At 66.3% G+C, this 16,873-nt stretch carries 17 protein-coding genes; 8 read left to right on the forward strand and 9 right to left on the reverse strand.

From position 1 onward, the window contains the following. Positions 1-56: 56 nt before the first annotated feature. From J2X54_RS18340 to J2X54_RS18350, 3 genes are read right to left on the reverse strand one after another with little or no spacing between them, the layout of a single operon-like run. Positions 57-2,252, reverse strand: a complete 2,196-nt coding sequence (locus J2X54_RS18340) for a response regulator (protein WP_310182491.1) — start codon at positions 2,250-2,252, stop codon at positions 57-59. A gap of 13 nt (positions 2,253-2,265) precedes the next feature. Next, complete coding sequence (locus J2X54_RS18345) at positions 2,266-2,625, reverse strand: Hpt domain-containing protein (RefSeq protein WP_070251022.1); 360 nt, start codon at positions 2,623-2,625, stop codon at positions 2,266-2,268. After that, positions 2,622-3,200 (reverse strand): response regulator, encoded by a 579-nt coding sequence (locus J2X54_RS18350; protein WP_310182493.1) that lies wholly within the window; start codon positions 3,198-3,200, stop codon positions 2,622-2,624. The genes J2X54_RS18345 and J2X54_RS18350 overlap by 4 nt, the downstream gene beginning before the upstream one ends. 151 nt (positions 3,201-3,351) lie before the next feature. Here J2X54_RS18350 and J2X54_RS18355 point away from each other — a divergent pair, with 151 nt between their 5' ends. From J2X54_RS18355 to J2X54_RS18385, 7 genes are all read left to right on the forward strand, one after another. Continuing rightward, complete coding sequence (locus J2X54_RS18355) at positions 3,352-4,689, forward strand: hypothetical protein (protein ID WP_310182494.1); 1,338 nt, start codon at positions 3,352-3,354, stop codon at positions 4,687-4,689. 139 nt (positions 4,690-4,828) lie between these two features. Further along, entirely contained in the window at positions 4,829-7,588 is a 2,760-nt protein-coding gene (locus J2X54_RS18360) for a TonB-dependent receptor (RefSeq protein WP_310182495.1), read from the forward strand. 1 nt (position 7,589) lies between these two features. Next, complete coding sequence (locus J2X54_RS18365; protein ID WP_310182496.1) at positions 7,590-8,561, forward strand: glycerophosphodiester phosphodiesterase family protein; 972 nt, start codon at positions 7,590-7,592, stop codon at positions 8,559-8,561. A 53-nt stretch (positions 8,562-8,614) separates the two neighbouring features. Beyond that, complete coding sequence (locus J2X54_RS18370) at positions 8,615-10,999, forward strand: pectinesterase family protein (RefSeq protein ID WP_310182497.1); 2,385 nt, start codon at positions 8,615-8,617, stop codon at positions 10,997-10,999. Between the two features lie 106 nt (positions 11,000-11,105). Then, the gene (locus J2X54_RS18375; RefSeq protein ID WP_404990934.1) at positions 11,106-11,564 is read left to right on the forward strand and encodes a M23 family metallopeptidase; all 459 of its coding nucleotides are present in this window, start codon (positions 11,106-11,108) and stop codon (positions 11,562-11,564) included. Position 11,565: 1 nt separating this feature from the next. Next, entirely contained in the window at positions 11,566-12,000 is a 435-nt protein-coding gene (locus tag J2X54_RS18380; RefSeq protein ID WP_310182499.1) for a GNAT family N-acetyltransferase, read from the forward strand. After that, positions 11,997-12,575 (forward strand): GNAT family N-acetyltransferase, encoded by a 579-nt coding sequence (locus J2X54_RS18385; protein ID WP_310182500.1) that lies wholly within the window; start codon positions 11,997-11,999, stop codon positions 12,573-12,575. Before J2X54_RS18380 ends, J2X54_RS18385 begins: the two co-directional genes overlap by 4 nt. A 58-nt stretch (positions 12,576-12,633) precedes the next feature. Here the strand turns inward: J2X54_RS18385 and J2X54_RS18390 are convergent, their stop codons facing one another. Next, positions 12,634-12,966, reverse strand: coding sequence for a hypothetical protein (locus tag J2X54_RS18390; RefSeq protein ID WP_310182501.1), 333 nt, complete (start codon positions 12,964-12,966; stop codon positions 12,634-12,636). An 81-nt stretch (positions 12,967-13,047) separates the two neighbouring features. Here J2X54_RS18390 and J2X54_RS18395 point away from each other — a divergent pair, with 81 nt between their 5' ends. After that, positions 13,048-13,263, forward strand: a complete 216-nt coding sequence (locus J2X54_RS18395; RefSeq protein ID WP_310182502.1) for a hypothetical protein — start codon at positions 13,048-13,050, stop codon at positions 13,261-13,263. A 68-nt stretch (positions 13,264-13,331) separates the two neighbouring features. Here J2X54_RS18395 and J2X54_RS18400 read toward each other — a convergent pair whose 3' ends face one another. Genes J2X54_RS18400 through J2X54_RS18420 form a run of 5 tightly spaced genes read right to left on the reverse strand, consistent with a single transcriptional unit; the run spans position 13,332 to position 16,870 of the window. Further along, positions 13,332-13,748 carry a nuclear transport factor 2 family protein gene (locus tag J2X54_RS18400; protein ID WP_310182503.1) on the reverse strand — a complete coding sequence of 139 codons (417 nt, stop codon included), beginning with the start codon at positions 13,746-13,748 and terminating at the stop codon, positions 13,332-13,334. Further along, positions 13,745-14,524, reverse strand: a complete 780-nt coding sequence (locus tag J2X54_RS18405; RefSeq protein WP_310182504.1) for an SDR family NAD(P)-dependent oxidoreductase — start codon at positions 14,522-14,524, stop codon at positions 13,745-13,747. The genes J2X54_RS18400 and J2X54_RS18405 overlap by 4 nt, the downstream gene beginning before the upstream one ends. Further along, the gene (locus J2X54_RS18410; protein ID WP_070251041.1) at positions 14,512-15,060 is read right to left on the reverse strand and encodes a DUF3833 domain-containing protein; all 549 of its coding nucleotides are present in this window, start codon (positions 15,058-15,060) and stop codon (positions 14,512-14,514) included. The genes J2X54_RS18405 and J2X54_RS18410 overlap by 13 nt, the downstream gene beginning before the upstream one ends. Then, positions 15,057-16,340 (reverse strand): MFS transporter, encoded by a 1,284-nt coding sequence (locus tag J2X54_RS18415; RefSeq protein WP_310182505.1) that lies wholly within the window; start codon positions 16,338-16,340, stop codon positions 15,057-15,059. Before J2X54_RS18415 ends, J2X54_RS18410 begins: the two co-directional genes overlap by 4 nt. Beyond that, positions 16,337-16,870 (reverse strand): chalcone isomerase family protein, encoded by a 534-nt coding sequence (locus J2X54_RS18420; RefSeq protein WP_310182506.1) that lies wholly within the window; start codon positions 16,868-16,870, stop codon positions 16,337-16,339. The genes J2X54_RS18415 and J2X54_RS18420 overlap by 4 nt, the downstream gene beginning before the upstream one ends. Between the last annotated feature and the right edge of the window lie 3 nt (positions 16,871-16,873).

The raw sequence follows: 16,873 nt of genomic DNA on the forward strand, positions 1-16,873 counted from the left end.
TCTCTCGCTATTATTGTTAGAACATTGGTTGAACGATAGCGCCATTCTATGACGATTCAGTCGCCGGTGCAGCGGCGAATGGCGTCGGCAAAGGCGGTGGCCGTAAATGGCTTGGTCAAGTAGCCGTCGGCCCCCGCTGCCAGGCAACGCGCGCGGTCGCCGTCGATGGCATTGGCGGTAAGCGCGATCACCGGCGTATGCGGCCAGCCGTTGGCCGCTTCCTGCGCACGCAGGCGGCGGCACGCTTCATAGCCGTCCATCACCGGCATCATGCAGTCCATCAGCACCAGGTCGTAGCGTCGCGCCGTCAGCGCGTCGAGCGCCTGCTGGCCGTCGTGTACTTCGTCGGCGGTCCAGCCGAGCTTGCGCAGCAGGATGCGCGCCAGCTGCCGGTTCATTTCCGTGTCCTCCACCAGCAGCGCATGGCCGGCAGGCGCCGGGACGGATGCGGCGACCTGCGCCGACGCCGGCGCGCTGTCGGCCGGCGGCGCCGGCACCAGCCGCGCCGGCAGCTCGAAGCTGAAGGTCGAGCCCTGGCCCGGGGTGCTGGCGCACCCGATGGCGCCGCCCATCAATACGACCAGGTGCTTGCAGATCGCCAGGCCCAGGCCGGTGCCGCCGTAGCGGTTGCCGATACTGCTGTCGGCCTGGCGAAATGGTTCGAATAGGTGGGACTGCGCGTGCGGACAGATGCCGATGCCGCTGTCGGTCACCGAGTAGCGCAGGCGCCACTGCGCGGGGTCGGCGCCGGCTGATGGTGCGATGGCCTGCAAGCGGATGCCAATGGCGCCGGCAGGGGTGAACTTGACGGCATTGTTGACCAGGTTGCCCAGCACCTGGCGCACCCGCGCAGGGTCGCCTTCGACGTGGCCAGGCAGGTGATCGACATCGACCGACAGGCGCAGCTGCTTGCGTTCGGCGCTGGCCTGGTGCAGCGCCAATACCTGTTCGATCAGCTGGGCCGGCGCATAGGCCTGCCGTTCGAGCTGCATGTGGCCAGCTTCGACCTTGGAAAAATCGAGCAGGTCGTTGATGATGTGGAGCAGTTCCAGCGCGGCGTGGTGCACATTGCCGGCGTAGGTGCGCTGGGTGGCGTCGAGGCGGGTGTCGAGCATCAACTCGCTCATGCCGACAATGCCGTTCATCGGCGTGCGGATCTCGTGGCTGGTCACGGCCAGGAAGCGCGACTTGGCGGCATTGGCGGCGTCGGCTTCGGCCTTCAGGGCCAGCGCCTGGCGCGCATCTTCCTCGCGGCGCTTGAGCAGGAAGGCCATCAGTACAAAGGCAATCAGTACCGCGATCATGCTGGGCAGGACCACCGCGCCGAGCATGCGCAGGTTGTTGCGCCAGCCGGCGAACAGCAGTTCTTCGGTGATGGTGGCGTTGATGATCAGCGGGTAGTCGCGCACCACGCGTACGGCGCCCATGCGCTGCACCGGGCGCATGCCGTCTGCCGCGCGCGGACTGCTGGTGAGCACCACGTCGTGCTGCTTGCCGGCGCTGATGACGTCGTACGTGGCGCCGCCCAGGTTGCGTTTGCCCATCATGGACTCGCGCACCGGCCAGCGCGCCAGCAAGGTAAAGTCGCTGCGGTACAGCGAGATGGCGGCGTGTTCGCCCAGGCTCACGTTGCGGAAAAACTCGCCGAAAAAATCGCACGACACGCCCACCAGGATCACGCCGGCGAACCGGCCGGCAGGGTCGTTCAGGCGCCGGCTCACGTAAAATGTCCAGGTCTGGTTGCCCTTGTTGCGCACCGGGGTGGAGAGGAACGGCTTGGGCGAGTCGTTCTGCGCGTGGTGCAAAAAATAGTCGCGGTCGGCCACGTTGATGGGCGGCGCCGGATGGCTGCGGGTGAAGTTGATCACGTCGCCGCTGGCGGCGATGATGGTGGCCACGCCGATTTGCGGCGACACGCTGATGCGGTCGCGCAGCGCCTGGGACATGCGCGCGCTGCCGAGTGCCGCCTGGCGCGCGGTCGGTGATGGGCCGGCTTTGTCGGCGGCGTCGGCCACCAGCGCGTCTATGCTGTCGAGCACCTGGTAAGTGGAGGTCATGGTCTGGGCGGTGTTCTCGGCCAGCACGAGGGTGAGGTTTTCCAGTTCGCCGCGCCAGTCGGCGATTTCGTGGACGTACAGGCGCCAGCTCACCAGTGCGGTGGTTGCGCCCAGCATGGCCAGCAGCACCACGCACACGAGTACGGTGGCGCGGCGCGCGGTGAGGGCGCTCCAGCGGCGTCGGACGACGGTCATGGCGCGCGGCGGCTCAGTTCTGCGGTACCGCGCGTACGATGCTCTGGGTGACCTCGCGCATTACCAGCGCAAGCAGCGGCGCCAGTTCGGCCTGGGCGGCGTCGAGCGCGCAGCCCTGGCGCGCGGCCGACTCGTGGCGTTGCAGTTCGCTCGAGAACGTGGCGGCGCCGATCAGCATCGCCATGCCCTTGAGCGCGTGGCTGCTGGCGGCAATCGCCTGATAGTCGCGCCGCGCGAACGCCTGCTCCAGCCGCGAGAACAATCCCGGCGCATGTTCGAGGAAGGTGTGCGACAGCGTGATAAAGGTGCCGTGATCGCCGGCCGCCTCCATCAGCACGGTGGGGTCGATGCTCTGGTAACGGTAGTGGCTCATCGGGCGGCCCGCAGGAAGTTGGCGCAGCCGGCGCGCAGGTAGCCGCGCAATTCGTCGTAGTTGACCGGCTTGCCGAAAAAGACCACGCCCGGTGGCAAACCGCCGCGCGCCACCAGATCCGATTCGCCGAGCGCCGAGACGACGGCAATGTGCATGGGCCGCAGTTGCGGGTCGTTGACGATGGTGTTCAGCAGCTCATAGCCGTCGATGCCTTCCATGACGATGTCGGTGACGACGATGTCGGGCTGGCGGCGGGCCACTTCCAGCAAGGCCTGGTAGCCGTTCTCGCAAAATACCAGTTGCGCCGGCAGGTTCCAGGCGCCCAGGTGCTTCTGGTACAGGATGCGCTGCATCGGATTGTCTTCCACGACCAGGATGGTGGCCTGCTCGCGGCCCGGCTGGCCCTTGTAAGCCAGTACCGCTGCCATGGGAATGCGGCGGTGGCCGCCACGCGTTTTCCAGGCCTCGATGGCGCCCGACTCCACCAGTTGCTGGACCGAGGAGACCGAGACGCCGAGGATTTCGGCCGCGCGCTGGGTGGTGCAGACTTCATCGTTTTCAATTACGGATTTCATTACGCGCTATGGCAGGCAATCGCAGGAATTCGAGGTTATCGCCAAAATTCAATTTAATCAATGAATTTATGGATTTCCCCGCCAATTCACGCTGTTGTCACAATCGCCTGCTAGCCTGTGGGTGATCATGGTCGGCTGGAGATGGAAGCGGATGTCAACGGAAGCAATCGCAAGCGCGCAATCGCCCCCGGGTGGACTGGCGGCGCAGCGGGACGAGTTCACCGCCGCGCTGGCGCGCATCCTGGCCAGCCAGGCGTTTTCGCGCAGCGGACGGCTGACGGCTTTTCTGCGCCACGTCTGCGTCGCAACCCTCGACGGCCAGGAAAAACAGCTCTCCGAGCAGCGCATTGGCACGGCCGTCTTCGGCCGCCCCGACCATTACAACCCTTCCGACGACACCATCGTGCGCAGCACGGCGCGGCTGCTGCGCCAGCGCCTCGACCAGTATTACGAGGACGAGGGCCGTGCGGAAGCGTTTCGCATCGCGATTCCACGGGGCGCATATGTGCCGGTGTTTGTGCCTGTAGCGCCGCTGGCAGCTACTCCGGAGCCGATGCCTGCATCCGTTGTTGCCTCTTCGCCGCCGCCGGCGACGCATGTCCCGGTCCCTTCGGCGCATCACTGGCGGCTGGCGGCGCTGATGCCCGCATTGATGCTGCTGGTGCTGGCCGCCATGGCCATCCTTTGGTGGCAGTCGCGCGATGACGCAGCGAGCAGTTCGGCGCAGGATGCGAGTACGCGGTTCTGGGCCACCATGCTGCCGGCCGACCGCGATGCCACGCTGGTGGTGTCCGACAACGGCCTGGTGATGTACCAGGGCGATACGCGCCGCGCAGTGCCGCTGGCCGACTACATCGCCAACCGTCCCGGTGCGGCGGACACGCCAACGCTGGAGGTGGAACGCTACAACGCACGCCGGTACACCGGCATGTCGTCGGTGACGCTGGCGGCGGAACTGGGCAAGCTGGCCACCGCCGCGCCGCAGCGGTATCACGTGCGCTTTTCACGTGATGTGAAACTGTCAGACCTCAAGCACGACAACACCATCCTCGTCGGGGTCGAGTCTTCCAATCCCTGGTGGGCGCTGTATCGCAACCAGTTCAATTTTCACATCGACTGGGACAGTGAAACCGGTGATTTTCTCATTCTGAACGACCGGCCCGTCAGCGGTGAACGGCCGCGTTACCCGTTCTCTTCACGCGACCCGGCGCGGCGCGGCTATGCGCTGATCGGCTTCAAGCGCAACCTGAGCGGCGACGGCCACACGCTGCTGATCGGCGGTACCACCTCGGCCGGGACCGACGCCGCCATCGAGTTCATGATGAATCCCGCGCAACTCGGGCCCCTGATCCGCCGGGCGCAGCGGGAAAATGGCGCGATCGGCGACTTCGAAGTGCTGCTGCAATGCGTGTTGCAGGCCAATGGCAGCACCGATATCGCGGTGCTGGGCACGCGCGTGGCGCCACGCACGCTGAGACAGCGGCTTTGACAGCGTATTTCACGGTGAGATTTGACCGTGAAACGCACCCCGGCAAGCGGCGCCGACCCTACACTCGATGCCGATCGCAGCAGGCATTCCAGCCGGCGCGGCACCATCTGCAAGGGGATCGAACAAGATGAAGTACACCATGACCAAACACCGCTGGTTGCTGGCGCCTACCGCCGTGGCGCTGACCATGGCGGCCGGCGCCCACGCCCAGCAAGCGGCCCAGCCGGCCAACGCCGATAACCAGGCGACGCCTGACACCGTCGTCACCGTCACCGGCATCAAGCGCGCCTACCTGAAAGCCATCGAGAGCAAGCTCGATCGCAGCGGCATCGCCGACGTGGTCAGCGCCAACGAGGTGCAGGGTCTGCCCGACAACACCATCGTCGAAACGCTGCGCCGGGTGCCGGGGCTCTCGGTCCTGCCCACGCTGGACAACGAGCACCCGCGCGACGAGGCGGCCACGCCGGTGCTGCGCGGCCTGGGTGCGGCCTACAACAACGTCACCATCGACGGCTCGCCCCTGGCCTCGCCGGGTACGCCGAACGGCAATCTCGGTTCGATCGGACGCGGCGTGCGGCTCGACCTGCTGCCGTCGTCGATGATCAGCGAGCTGGTGGTGTCCAAAACCTTCGGCGCCGACCAGGAGCCGAACGCCATCGGTGGCGCTATCGACCTGAAAACGCGCAGCGCCTTCGAACGCAGCGGCCGGCCGTTCTTTACCATCGAGGGAGCGGGTGGGGCGGCCAGCGACGGTTCGCGCCCACGGCCGCAGGACCGTATCGGCCAGCGCGTGATCTCCACCGGCAGCTTCACCTTCGGCGACGCTAAACAGTACGGCATGGTGGTAGCGGCCAACTACCAGAAGCTCGATACCAGCACCGACACGCACATGACCACCGACACCGTGTTCGAGAATTTTTACGACGCGGCCGGCAACCGCCTCAGTGGCAATAACCTCGGCAACGGCTATGCCGTGCCGCAGCAGGACAAGTACTGGTATGTGCAGGACCAGCGCTCGCGCCTGGGCCTCACCGTCAAGCTCGAAGCGAAGCCATGGCAATCGGTGTATGGCTTTGTCACCGGCGGCTATTACAAGTTCCGCGACCAGATGGTGCGCAACGAAAACCTGATCGATCCGCGCAATACGCTCACCGTGCAAAACCAGGGGCCGTCGTCCGGCCGCTATCCGGGCGGCGACGTCGAAGTGGGCTACTCGCAGCAGGACATGACCAGCGCCACGCGGCTGCTGCAAAGCGGTGTCGATTGGCAGATCGCAGACCACGAGACGCTGGGCCTGCGCGCCAACGTCTCGCGCGCTACCTACCGTGAACCGATCAGGATGATCAAGTACGGCACCAATGCCAGCTACAGCGCACCCGGCACCGGCGGCGCCATTCCCGTCGCCACGCCGGAATACGCGTTCGACTACGACACCAGCAATCTGAATCATTCGTTCAACGTCTCGCCGGCGGCATACAACAACCTGTCCAACTACAAGCTGCTGTACTACCGCGACGACTACCGCCGCTCGGCGCAGGACACCATCGGCAACGTGCGCGCCGACTACCGGCGCGACCTCGATCAGCCGGGCGTGGGCTTTGCCGTGGGCGCCGCTTACACCGTGGACCGTCCTGGCTACAATATTCATCGCAACGACCTGGAACCGAACACCAGCCAGCCGGCGCTCACTCTGCTTGGCGTGACCGGCCCTTCCGCACCGCTGCGCTACAGCCAGAATGGCCTGGGACTGATCACCATCGACCCGCAGGCGGCCAGCGCCCAGATCGAGGCGCTGCGGGCGGCCGGTGGCCTGAACACCACCAACCAGACTGCGTTCAGCAACCAGGACAACTTCGAGCATCGCGAGCGCACGCTGGGCGCTTACGCCCAGGTCAGTTTCAACACCGAACAGTGGAAAACCCTGGTGGGCCTGCGCGACGACCGCACCCTGCTCAACACCGCCGGCCGCGCGCTGGTGGCCGGCGCCTGGACGCCGCTGCCCACGTCGTCGCGCTACAACTTCCTGTTGCCGTCGCTGCAAACCACGTGGCAGGCCAGCGCGGACCTCGACCTGCGCGCTGCTGCCAGCCAGACCATCGGCCGGCCCACTTACGATTCCTACGCGGCGCGCAGCGCCATCAGTTTCACCAACGTCGGCGACACGGGCAATCCAAACGCCACCGGTGTGGCGGTCACGGTGGGCAACCCGGACATCAAGCCGCGCCTGTCCACCAACACCGACCTGGCACTGAACTACCGCCTGCCGAAGGCGGCCAACGGCCTGCTGTCGGTGGCGGTGTTCAACAAGGACATCAAGGACGAGATCTTCAACCAGGCCTCGCAGGGCTACACCTACCAGGGTGTGAACTATGTGAACGCGGTGGTCACGCGGCCGGCCAATGCGTCGAAGGCATCGATCCGGGGCGCGGAACTGAGTGCGGTGGTCAACTCGCTGGGCTGGATCCACCCGCTCATCGCCGACATGGGCTTGAGCGCCAACTGGAGCGCGCTCGATGGCAAGATGACGGTGCGCCGGTCCGATGGCTCCGCACGCGACATCGACCGCCTGGTGGGTCAGCCCGACCGCACCGCCAACCTGACCGTGTTCTATGCCAGCGCCGGACTGGAACTGCGCGCGGCGTACAACCGCCAGGGCAAGGCGCTGCGCGCTATCGTGCCGGATATCGCCTGGCAGGACCTGTACTGGGCGCCGCGCTCGCAGGTGGACCTGCAGGCCAGCTACAAGCTTACGCGCGAGCTGACCCTGTTCGGCCAGGTGCAGAACGTCACCGGCAAGCGCATGACCAGCCTCACCGGACCGTCTATGAACCTGCTCAAGGATACCTATTCCGTGCCGAAGGTGGCGTGGGTGGGCTTGCGCTACACGCCGGAGTTTTAACATGGGCCGCTATTTGAAGGTATGGTACGCGGCGCTGCTGCTGGCTGGAACGCAGCCCGCCATGGCTGCCGATCACGCGGATACGATCCGCCGCAAGTTCGACCAGCCGTCCGCCGGCGTGTTCATCGTGGCGCACCGGGGCTGCCACAACGCCTCGCCGCAGCAGCAGCTGGCGGCGGCGCCCGAGAATTCGCTGGCCGCCCTGGAACACTGCGTGCGCCTGGGCGTGGACATGATGGAGCTCGACGTGCGCCGCAGCGCCGATGGTGCGCTGGTGGTGATCCACGACGCCACGGTCGACCGCACGACCGATGGCCGCGGCAAGGTGGCCGACCTGACCCTGGCGCAATTGCAGGCGCTGCGCCTGAAGCAAAACATGGGTGCCCAGATGTCGCCGGAGCTCACCGACGAGCACCTGTCCACGCTGGCGCAGATGCTGGCCGCTGCCAGGGGCCGCATCATGATCAACCTCGACATCAAGGACGACGACATCTACGCCCAGACCATTGCGGAAGCAACCGCGCACGGCATGGCGCGTTACGTGCTGGTGAAGAGTTTCGTGAACCGCGACGCAGCGGGCGTGGGCGCCGACGATCCGGCCTTTGCAGCGGTGCCGTACATGCCGATCGTGGGCGCGTGGACCGGCAAGGGCGAGGGCGCCAGTGCCGCGCAGGTGGTGACGCGCCAATTGGCGGCGCAGCGGCGGCCTGCAGGGGTGGAGCTGGTGTTCCTGCCGCGCGAGCAGTTGGCGCCGGTGCGCAAGCTGGCGGCAGCGGGCGGGGTCCGGCTGTGGGCCAACACGCTGACGTCGGTGGGCGTGATCAGCGTGATCGGCATGGGCGGCGACCTGGAAGCGCTGCGCACGTCGGGCCGGGCATGGGGCGATCTGATCGGTGCCGGCGTAGATACCATCCAGACCGACGAGCCGGGACCGCTGCTGGCATTCTTGAAGCGGCAGGGCATTCGTCACTGACGACGCATGGTTTAGAATGACTGCACAAGTGATTCGAAAACCATGGAGACGCGATGTTATTGAAAGCCCTGCTGGCGCTGGCTGTGTTGGCGCCTGTCGTTGCCCACGCTGGTGCTGCGGATACCGGTGCGCCCACGCGGATTGAAGCCGATGCGCCGGTACGCATTGCCGGCGTCAGCGCCGCTGATGCTTACGTTGAAGCCCGGCTGCGGCCGCTGGCATCGTCCGGAGCCGATGGCCGCGCCTACGTGGTGGGCCGCTACCAGGATGACGGCAACTGGTACGGCGCCGGCCTGGCCTGGCAGGATGCCAAGGGGCGCATGCAGATCGAGATCGTGCGCATGCAGGACGGCCGTCTCACCCGCCTCAAACAGTTCAACCGCGCAGCTGCAGCGCATGGGCGGTTTTACACGGTGCGGCTCGAGATGGCCGGCAGCAGCCTCACCGCGTATCTCGACGGCGAACGGATCACCAGCGTGATCGACGGCGCGCTGGCGCAGGCGGGCAGCTACGGCGTGGTGGCGCAGGGCGCTGCGTTCGAGATGAGCGTGCCGGTGACCGGCGCCTCCATCGACAAGCCGGCCAGGCTGGCGCTCGCGCGCGCACCGCAGCGGGTGCAGTTGTCGGTGGGGGATGCACCGCTGGCAGTGCCGGTGAGCGCGTTGGGTGCTTATCATGTGGCTGCCAATGCAGGCGCGGCAACGACAGCGACCGCCAACGCCAACGCCGACGTGCCGGTCTCCCCGGCCGGTTATCTCACGCCAAGCGCTCTGCAAGACGCCGCCATCGCCGCGCCGGCCAACGGCGCGCAAGCGCTTCGCTTCACCGTCACGGCTGCGCAACCGTCGCTGGTGACGGCAACGGTGACCGATGGCGCGGTGCTACTGGCGCCGCGCGCAGCCGGTGTCACCACGGTCACTCTTGCCGACCCGCAGAACCCCAATGTGCAATCGGTGCTGGAGGTAAGGGTGCTTGCTGCCAGTCCGGCGCGTCGTTCCGAGGTCAAGCTGGCTGGCGCCATCACGCCAGCGATAGGCGAGCATCAAGTACCGTTCGATACGCCGCTGCGGCTGCGCTTCGATCAGGCGCCCACGCTGGGAGAGTCTGGCGGCGCCATTCGCGTCTACCGCGTGCGCGACGGCGCGCTGGTGGACACCGTCCGCACCGGCGGCGAGTTTGACTCGCTCGGTTACGCCGGCCAGCCGTTGCGGCGCGCCGTGCGCTGGCAGCCGGTCGCCATCGAAGGGCGCGACGCCATCATCCACCTGCACAACGCCAGGCTGGCGCCGGGCGAGCAGTACCGTGTGACGGTCGATGACGGCATGCTGCTTGGCGCCATCGGCGGCGTGGCGTTTGCCGGTGTCACCAAAGAGCAGGGCTGGACTTTTACTACCCGCGCCGCCTTGCCTCCTGGCGCCGAAGCACTGGTGGTGGACGACGATGGCGCGGCCGACTTCCGCACGGTGCAGGGCGCACTCAATTACGCCATGGAGCACACCGCGCGCACGGCGCCGGTCACCGTCACCATCCGCGCTGGCCGTTACCGGGAGCTGCTGTACTTGCGCGGCAAGGACAACCTCACCCTGCGCGGCCAGAGCCGCGACGGCGTGGTAATCGACGCCGTCAACAGCGACGGCGTGAATCCCGGGTCCGGCATGGCGCAGGACGCACGCTCGCCCGGCATCACCGGCGGCCGGGCAGTGTTCCTGATCGAGGATGCCGACCTGGTGACCATCGACGGCCTCACGCTGCGCAACAGCGCCTTGCGCGCCTCGCCCACCGGCGGCCAGGCCGAGGCGCTGTTCTTCAACAGCGAAGGGCGGCTGATCGTCAAGAACGCCAGCTTGTACAGCGAGCAGGATACGGTGCAGGTGCGCGGCTATTCGTGGTTCTACCGCTCGCTCATCGCCGGCAACGTGGACTACATCTGGGGCAACAACCGGGCCGCGCTGTTCGAAGACAGCGAATTGCGCACCGTCGGCGATAGCGGCAATGGTAAAAGCGGCGGCTACCTGCTGCAGGCGCGCACGGTCGCCGCGCAGGACAAGGGCTTCATGTTCGTCAACAGCCGCCTGACCCACGGCCCCGGCCCGACCGGCAACGACGTCCCGGCCGGCGCCACCTGGCTGGCCCGCAGCCCCGGCTACGCCGCCACCTGGGACCACGTCGCCTTCATCAACTGCCGCATGGGCCCCCACATCGCACCCGCCGGCTGGGCCGGACCGAACGTCAAGCAGCCGGCGCCCAACCCGGCGCACGCAACGGCCTTCGCCGGCTGGCGTGAATACGGCAGCATGGATCTCGAAGGCAAACCGCTCGACACGAGCATGCGCCAGCATGGCCGGGTGATCGATGCGCAGGAGGCCAAGACTGCTTACAGTACCCGGGCGGGGTTCTTTGCGGGGTTTGGTGCGGGCAAGGGATGGAGTCCGGAATGACAGTTAACCAGCAATGAGGGCAATTCGAATATTTTTACGTATCCTGGTCGTCCTGGTGGTCCTCATCCTGGGCTACGTTTTCATCGGACCAGGCATCGAGCGCGCCATGTACACGGTGCGCCTGGCCGCGATGGACAAGCCCGCCGTGCTGCCGGTGCCGGTCGAAGGCGTCAAGCCGCGCGCCTTGCGCGATACCTGGGGCGGTGCGCGCAGCGAAGGGCGCAAGCACGAGGGCATCGATATTTTCGCCAGGCGTGGCACGCCTGTGCTGTCGACCACCGAAGGCATCGTCGCGCGCGTTGGCACCAATCGCCTCGGTGGCCAGGTGGTGTGGGTGATGGGGCCGGGCGGCCAGCGCCATTACTATGCCCACCTCGATCGCTACGCGGACGTGGAAGCCGGCATGCGCATCGAGGCCGGGCGGGTGCTCGGCTACGTGGGCGATACGGGCAACGCCAAAGGCACGCCGCCACATCTGCACTATGGCGTGTACGATATGGGCGGCGCGATCAATCCGTATCCACTGTTGCGGGCGGGGCAGGCGGCATCCATCAAAAGGAACTGACTTGAAAGAAAATCTTATTGTTGTCGGCGATACCGAAAACCCCGAATTCGAGAAAATCCTCGGCACCGGTCTGGATGATTTCAACCAGGCTGCGTGTGGCGCCACTGATCGGCGGCCGTTGAATGTCATCGTCCAGCATCCCGAGACCGGCGAGGTCCTGGGCGGTGCCGTGGGCAGAACTTCGCTGGGCCTGGCTTTCCTGGACCTTTTTCATCTTCCCGAGACATCACGCGGCGCAGGCCTCGGAACCAAGGTGCTCGATGCATTCGAAGCCGAGGCGCGGGCGCGCGGTTGCCGCTCCGCTGTGCTGTACACCATCAGCTTCCAGGCGCCCGGCTTTTACGAGAAAAATGGCTGGACACGGTTCGGTGAGATCGCGTCCGAACAGGAAGGCGTCAGCCGCATCTTCATGACCAAGAAACTGCACACGCAATGAGCATTGCATACACTGTCGAACCGATTACGTCTTCGGAGTTCGATGGCTTCAGCGTCTATCTGAACGATCACCTGGCCGATAACGGCCAGCCCAGTGGCGTGTATTTTCAGCCCTTGTCCAAGGATGCATCGGTGTTTGCGCCGGAGCGGGCCGCTGCTTTCCGAGGTGCTCTCGACATCGCTGTTGGCGCTCCGGGATGGCGCCGGTTGTGGGGCGCGTTCGAGCCCGATGGCGCCCTGGTCGGGCATATCGATCTGCGCGCCCATGCCGAGCGGCAGGCTGCGCATCGCTGCCTGCTGGGCATGGGCGTGCATCGCCAGGCGCGCAAGCTGGGACTGGGCAGCGCTTTAATCGCCCATGCCGAGGCCTGGGCGGTGGCGCATGCGGCGCTGGACTGGATCGATTTGCAGGTGCTGTCGGTCAACCAGCCGGCTATCAGGCTGTACCGGCGCGCTGGTTTTGCGCATACCGGCGAGATTGCCGACATGTTCAGGATCGATGGCCGTTCGTTCGACTTTACGAATATGAGCAAGCGTATCGGCCAGCGGGTTTGCAGCGAGCTGGATCCACTGTAATCGCTCCCGGCTTTTTGTTCAGTAAACAATCGTTGTCAAAGGCATTTACGTGAAAATTTCAAGGCGTTTGGCGTTGCTGCTGTTGCTGCCTGGTTCTCATCAAGCGCTGGCGCAGAATGGCGTAAAGTGCGACGCCATCATCAAGTCCGCGCAGCAAGGGGGGAAAGGCGAACAGTGTCGTTGGAAAGCGGATGAGATTTTTCGGTACCAAGATGGCATCCGGCCGTGGTCGCCGTTTCTTTTTCATGCAGCCGGCAACTGTCGCCTTGCCTTCATTGCCCGTCGCCGCACACCAATACGCCGACCTAAAACATATTCCCCATGCATCCGTGGGGTCGCACGATGGATGGGCCAGGGCGCGCTCGACCGAAGGACGGTTTTCGATCGACATGCCGGGCACCTTTGTCGACATGACGAAAGGCAGCGGCGAGCAGCCGGCCTTCATTCTGCGCGGTGTAACCGGGAGGGGATAGTGTTTATCGCCGCGTTCGAGCGCTCCGGTCCAGGTTCGAGAATCGGTGCCACGATCGACTCGACGATCTCGGAGCCCAATGCCAAAATCAATCATGGGCTGTGGTTCCGCGTGCCGGGAGGGACGTTCATGCTGGGCGTGGCCGCTGATAAAGCCCAGGAGAAACAGGTATTGAAGCTCAAGGACCGTTTCTTCAATTCGCTGAATTTCGAATAGCGCCGAAGAGCGGCCCGACAGCAGTATTGCTGGGCTCGTGTCCGAATGTCGGCACTGACCCCGAAGGGTCAGCCTGCCCTGAAGCGGCCGCGCAGCCAGCGGATAGGGGCGCCGATCAGCGGCAGTTTTTGCAGCAGTTCTTCCGCGGCGTCCCAGTAGTCGCGGTGTTCGATCACCAGTCCCTGCGCGTTGAAGCGCAGGTGGCTGCCGCCTTCCACTTGGTACTCCGCCCCGCGCAGCGTAAACAGGAAACGCCACGTCACGAAAGCCTGGTCGTCCTGGGCGATGCGCTCGATGATGACGAAGCGCGGCTGCTCGGTAGAGGCGAACATGTGGCGAAAAATGGTTTCGATGGCCGGCACGCCGCGCACGTCGTTGAACGGGTCGCGAAAGTGCGCGTCGGCGGCATAAAATTCGGCGGCGCGCGCGATCGTTTGCGGGGTGATCGCGGCGTACCATTGCAGCAGAGGTTCGAGGACGGTCATTGCGGTTTGAGCAGATTGGCCATCATGGCAAAGCGCAGCCGGTAGGGCAGCATGCGCACCAGTTTTATCGCCCACGTGAAACGCTTGGGGAAGTGGATTTCGAATGCGCCCCGCGCCAGTCCGCGACGGATCGCCTGCGCTGCCGCCTGCGGCGTTTGCAGCGCAGGCATGGGGAAATCGTTCTTGGCCGTGAGCGAGGTTTGCACGAAGCCCGGATTGACCAGGTACACATCGAGTCCGCGTGGATGCAGGTCCAGGTACAGCAACTCGGCCAGGTTGATCAGCGCCGCCTTGCCGGGACCGTACACGCTGGCGTTGGGCAAACCCAGGTAGCCGGCCACGCTGGCCACGATGGCCACACCGCCGCTGCCGCGCGCCAGCATGTCGGGCAGTACGGTTGCCAGGCCGGTGTACACGCTGCCCAGGTTGATGGCCAGCGTGTGCGCGGCGCCGGCGGCGGTCACTTCCCAGCTGCGTTCGGGCTGGTAGTCGGCCGCGCAAAATACGATCAGGTCGACGCCGCCGGCCTGGTCGCAGATGGCGCGATACTGCGCTCCCCAGGCGTCGATGTCCACGATGTCGAACGGCGCCACGATGGCGCTGGCGTGGTCCTGTGCCAGCGCCTGCAGGCGGTCGGCGCGGCGCGCCGAGACGGCCACGCGGGCGCCCAGCTGCAGCAGTTCGGTCGCCAGCGCGGCGCCGATGCCGCTCGAGGCGCCGACCACCCATACGCGCCGTCCGCGCCAGTCGGGAATGCGGCGGTTCAGGGGGCGCATGCGCGTCTCCGGAATGTGAGCGTGACCTGGCCCACTTCCACGCCCAACTTGCTCATGCTGGCGCGGTTGATCATGGTGCAGTCGTCGATGAGGAACATCCAGTCGTCCATGCTCATGGCCCAGGTGGTGCCGTCCACCGGCAGCATCAGGGTGTACTGCCAGCGCAGCGCGTTGCCGGCGACTTCTCCTTTGGCCTCGCCGCGCACGTCGCCGGCGCGGCCTATCCAGCCGCCGTCCGCCGCGCGGGTCAGTTTCCACACGCGCTGCTCCGTGGTGCCGTCGTCGTAGCGGAATCGTTCGTCGAGCGTGAACGCCTGGTCGTCGCCGGTGCCGGTGATGGTGACATGGAAGCGCTTGACCACTTCGCCGTTCCGGCGCTGGAACATGCCCCAGGCATCGGTGGTGCCGGCGAAGTAGCGCGCCACGTCCAGCTTGGGCGCCACGTTCTTGTAGTGCTGCACATCGGGACCGGCGCAGCCGGCCAGGGAGCCGGCCAGCAGGGCCGCCAGCGATGCGGCGATCAGCGGTTTTTTCATGGGATGCTCCGTGATGATGAAGGAAGGGGCGGTGCGAGCCGCGACAGCGATTTCAATGAATACAATGCCATCAGCTTGAGCAAGCAGGGCACGCCCGCGTAGACCAGCGCCAGCGCCAGCGTGTGTTCGGCCACGCCGGGCCGATAACCGAGCCACGCCAGTACCGGCAACGCCAGCCCGGACAAGGCCAGCGCCAGCTTGCCCAGCAGGGTCAGGGTGCCGTAGTAGATGCCGGTCGATTCGCCGGTGTCGATCAGGCGCGCCAGCAGTACCGGCGGCATGGCCAGGTCGGCGCCCAGCGCGGCGCCGGCGGCGATACACACGGCCAGGTAAGGCCAGGTGTCGCCGGGGCCGAGCAGGGTGGCGCCGGCAAAGCCCAGTACCGCCAGCACCATGCCCAGCCGCCAGCAGGCGGCGGGGCCGATGCGCGCGGCCAGCCGGGTCCACAGCGGCAGGCCGCAGGCGGCTGCAGCGAAGTAACAGGCCAGGAACGGCCCGGCCATGGCGCCCGCCTGCAGGCGGTCGTTGATGAAAAACAGCGCCAGCGTGGCCGGCAGCGATACCGACAACGCATTCAGAAAATACGGCGCCAGCAGGCGGCGAAAGCCCTGGTTGGCGGCCATGCGGCGCAGCGCCGCGCGCCAGTCGGCTGCGGCCTGCACCGGTTGTGGCCAGGCTGGCGCCGCGCGCAGCAGGGCCAGCATCGCCAGCAGCAGCAAACCGCCGAACAGGCCGCTGAACAGCAGCATGTCGGCTGGTGCGCGAGCCGGATCGCCTTGCAGGATCGCCGCCGGGATCACGCTGGCCAGCATCACGCCCACCAGCCCCGCACCTTCGCGCCAGCCGGCGGCGGCCAGTTGCGCCGGCTTGTTGTCATGGCCGCCGATGCGCGCACCCCAGGCCAGGTAGGCGATGTTGACCATGCTGTGCGCGGTGTACACCAGTACCAGCATGGCCGCCAGCCACCAGCCGCTCGAGACGCCAGCCATCGGCGGCAGCCACAGGCCGGCGAACGACAACGCCAGCAGCAGCGCGGCCGGCGCCATCCAGCGGGCGATGCCGCCATGCAGGCGGTCGATGGCGTGGCCCAGCAGCGGATCCTGCACGGTATCGACCAGGCGCGCGGCAAACAGGATCCAGCCCAGCGTGGCCAGCGACATGCCATGCACCGAGGTGTAATAGGCCGGCACCTGCACGTACACCGGCAGCGCCGACATGGCCAGCGGCAGGCCGGCCAGGCCATAGGCCGCATAGCGCCACTGGGACGTGTGCTGGCTCACGGCTGTCCCAGTAACTGGCGGCGCAAGCCCTGGTCGCGCGTGGCCGGGTCGAGCCAGATCGCGAAGAATGCGCGCGCCAGCGCCGGGTCGTCGATATCGGCCAGCAGTTTCTGTTCGCTGTACAGGCGCATGCCGCGTTCCGGCACGTACACGCCGATCAACTGGTCGCCTTCCGCCACATCGACCATGGCGCCGCGCAGCGCGGTTTCCCAGCGCGCCAGCGTGGCAGTGTCGATGGCGGGGCGGCTGATGCGGCGGATCTCGTCGATGCTGGTCTGCACCAGGCGGTCGCGCGCGATGCTGCGGTGGTAGGTCAGTTGCAGCGCGAACGCGCGGCCTGGCTGGAACGGCTTTTGATCGGCCCACAAGGTGGCGTGGTAGATCCGAAAACCGAGGAAGCGCATCTCGCCGCCGCCCAGTGCCTGCGCTTGCGGCAGGTCGTCGCGCCAGGTGGCGGCGCTACACCAGCCGCTGGCCAGCACGGCGGTCAGGACCAGGGCGCGCAGCACGCCGATGCTCGAGGGTTTCATGGG

Origin of the sequence: Duganella sp. 3397 (genome assembly GCF_031456625.1) — a bacterium.
Lineage (GTDB): Bacteria > Pseudomonadota > Gammaproteobacteria > Burkholderiales > Burkholderiaceae_D > Rugamonas > Rugamonas phyllosphaerae.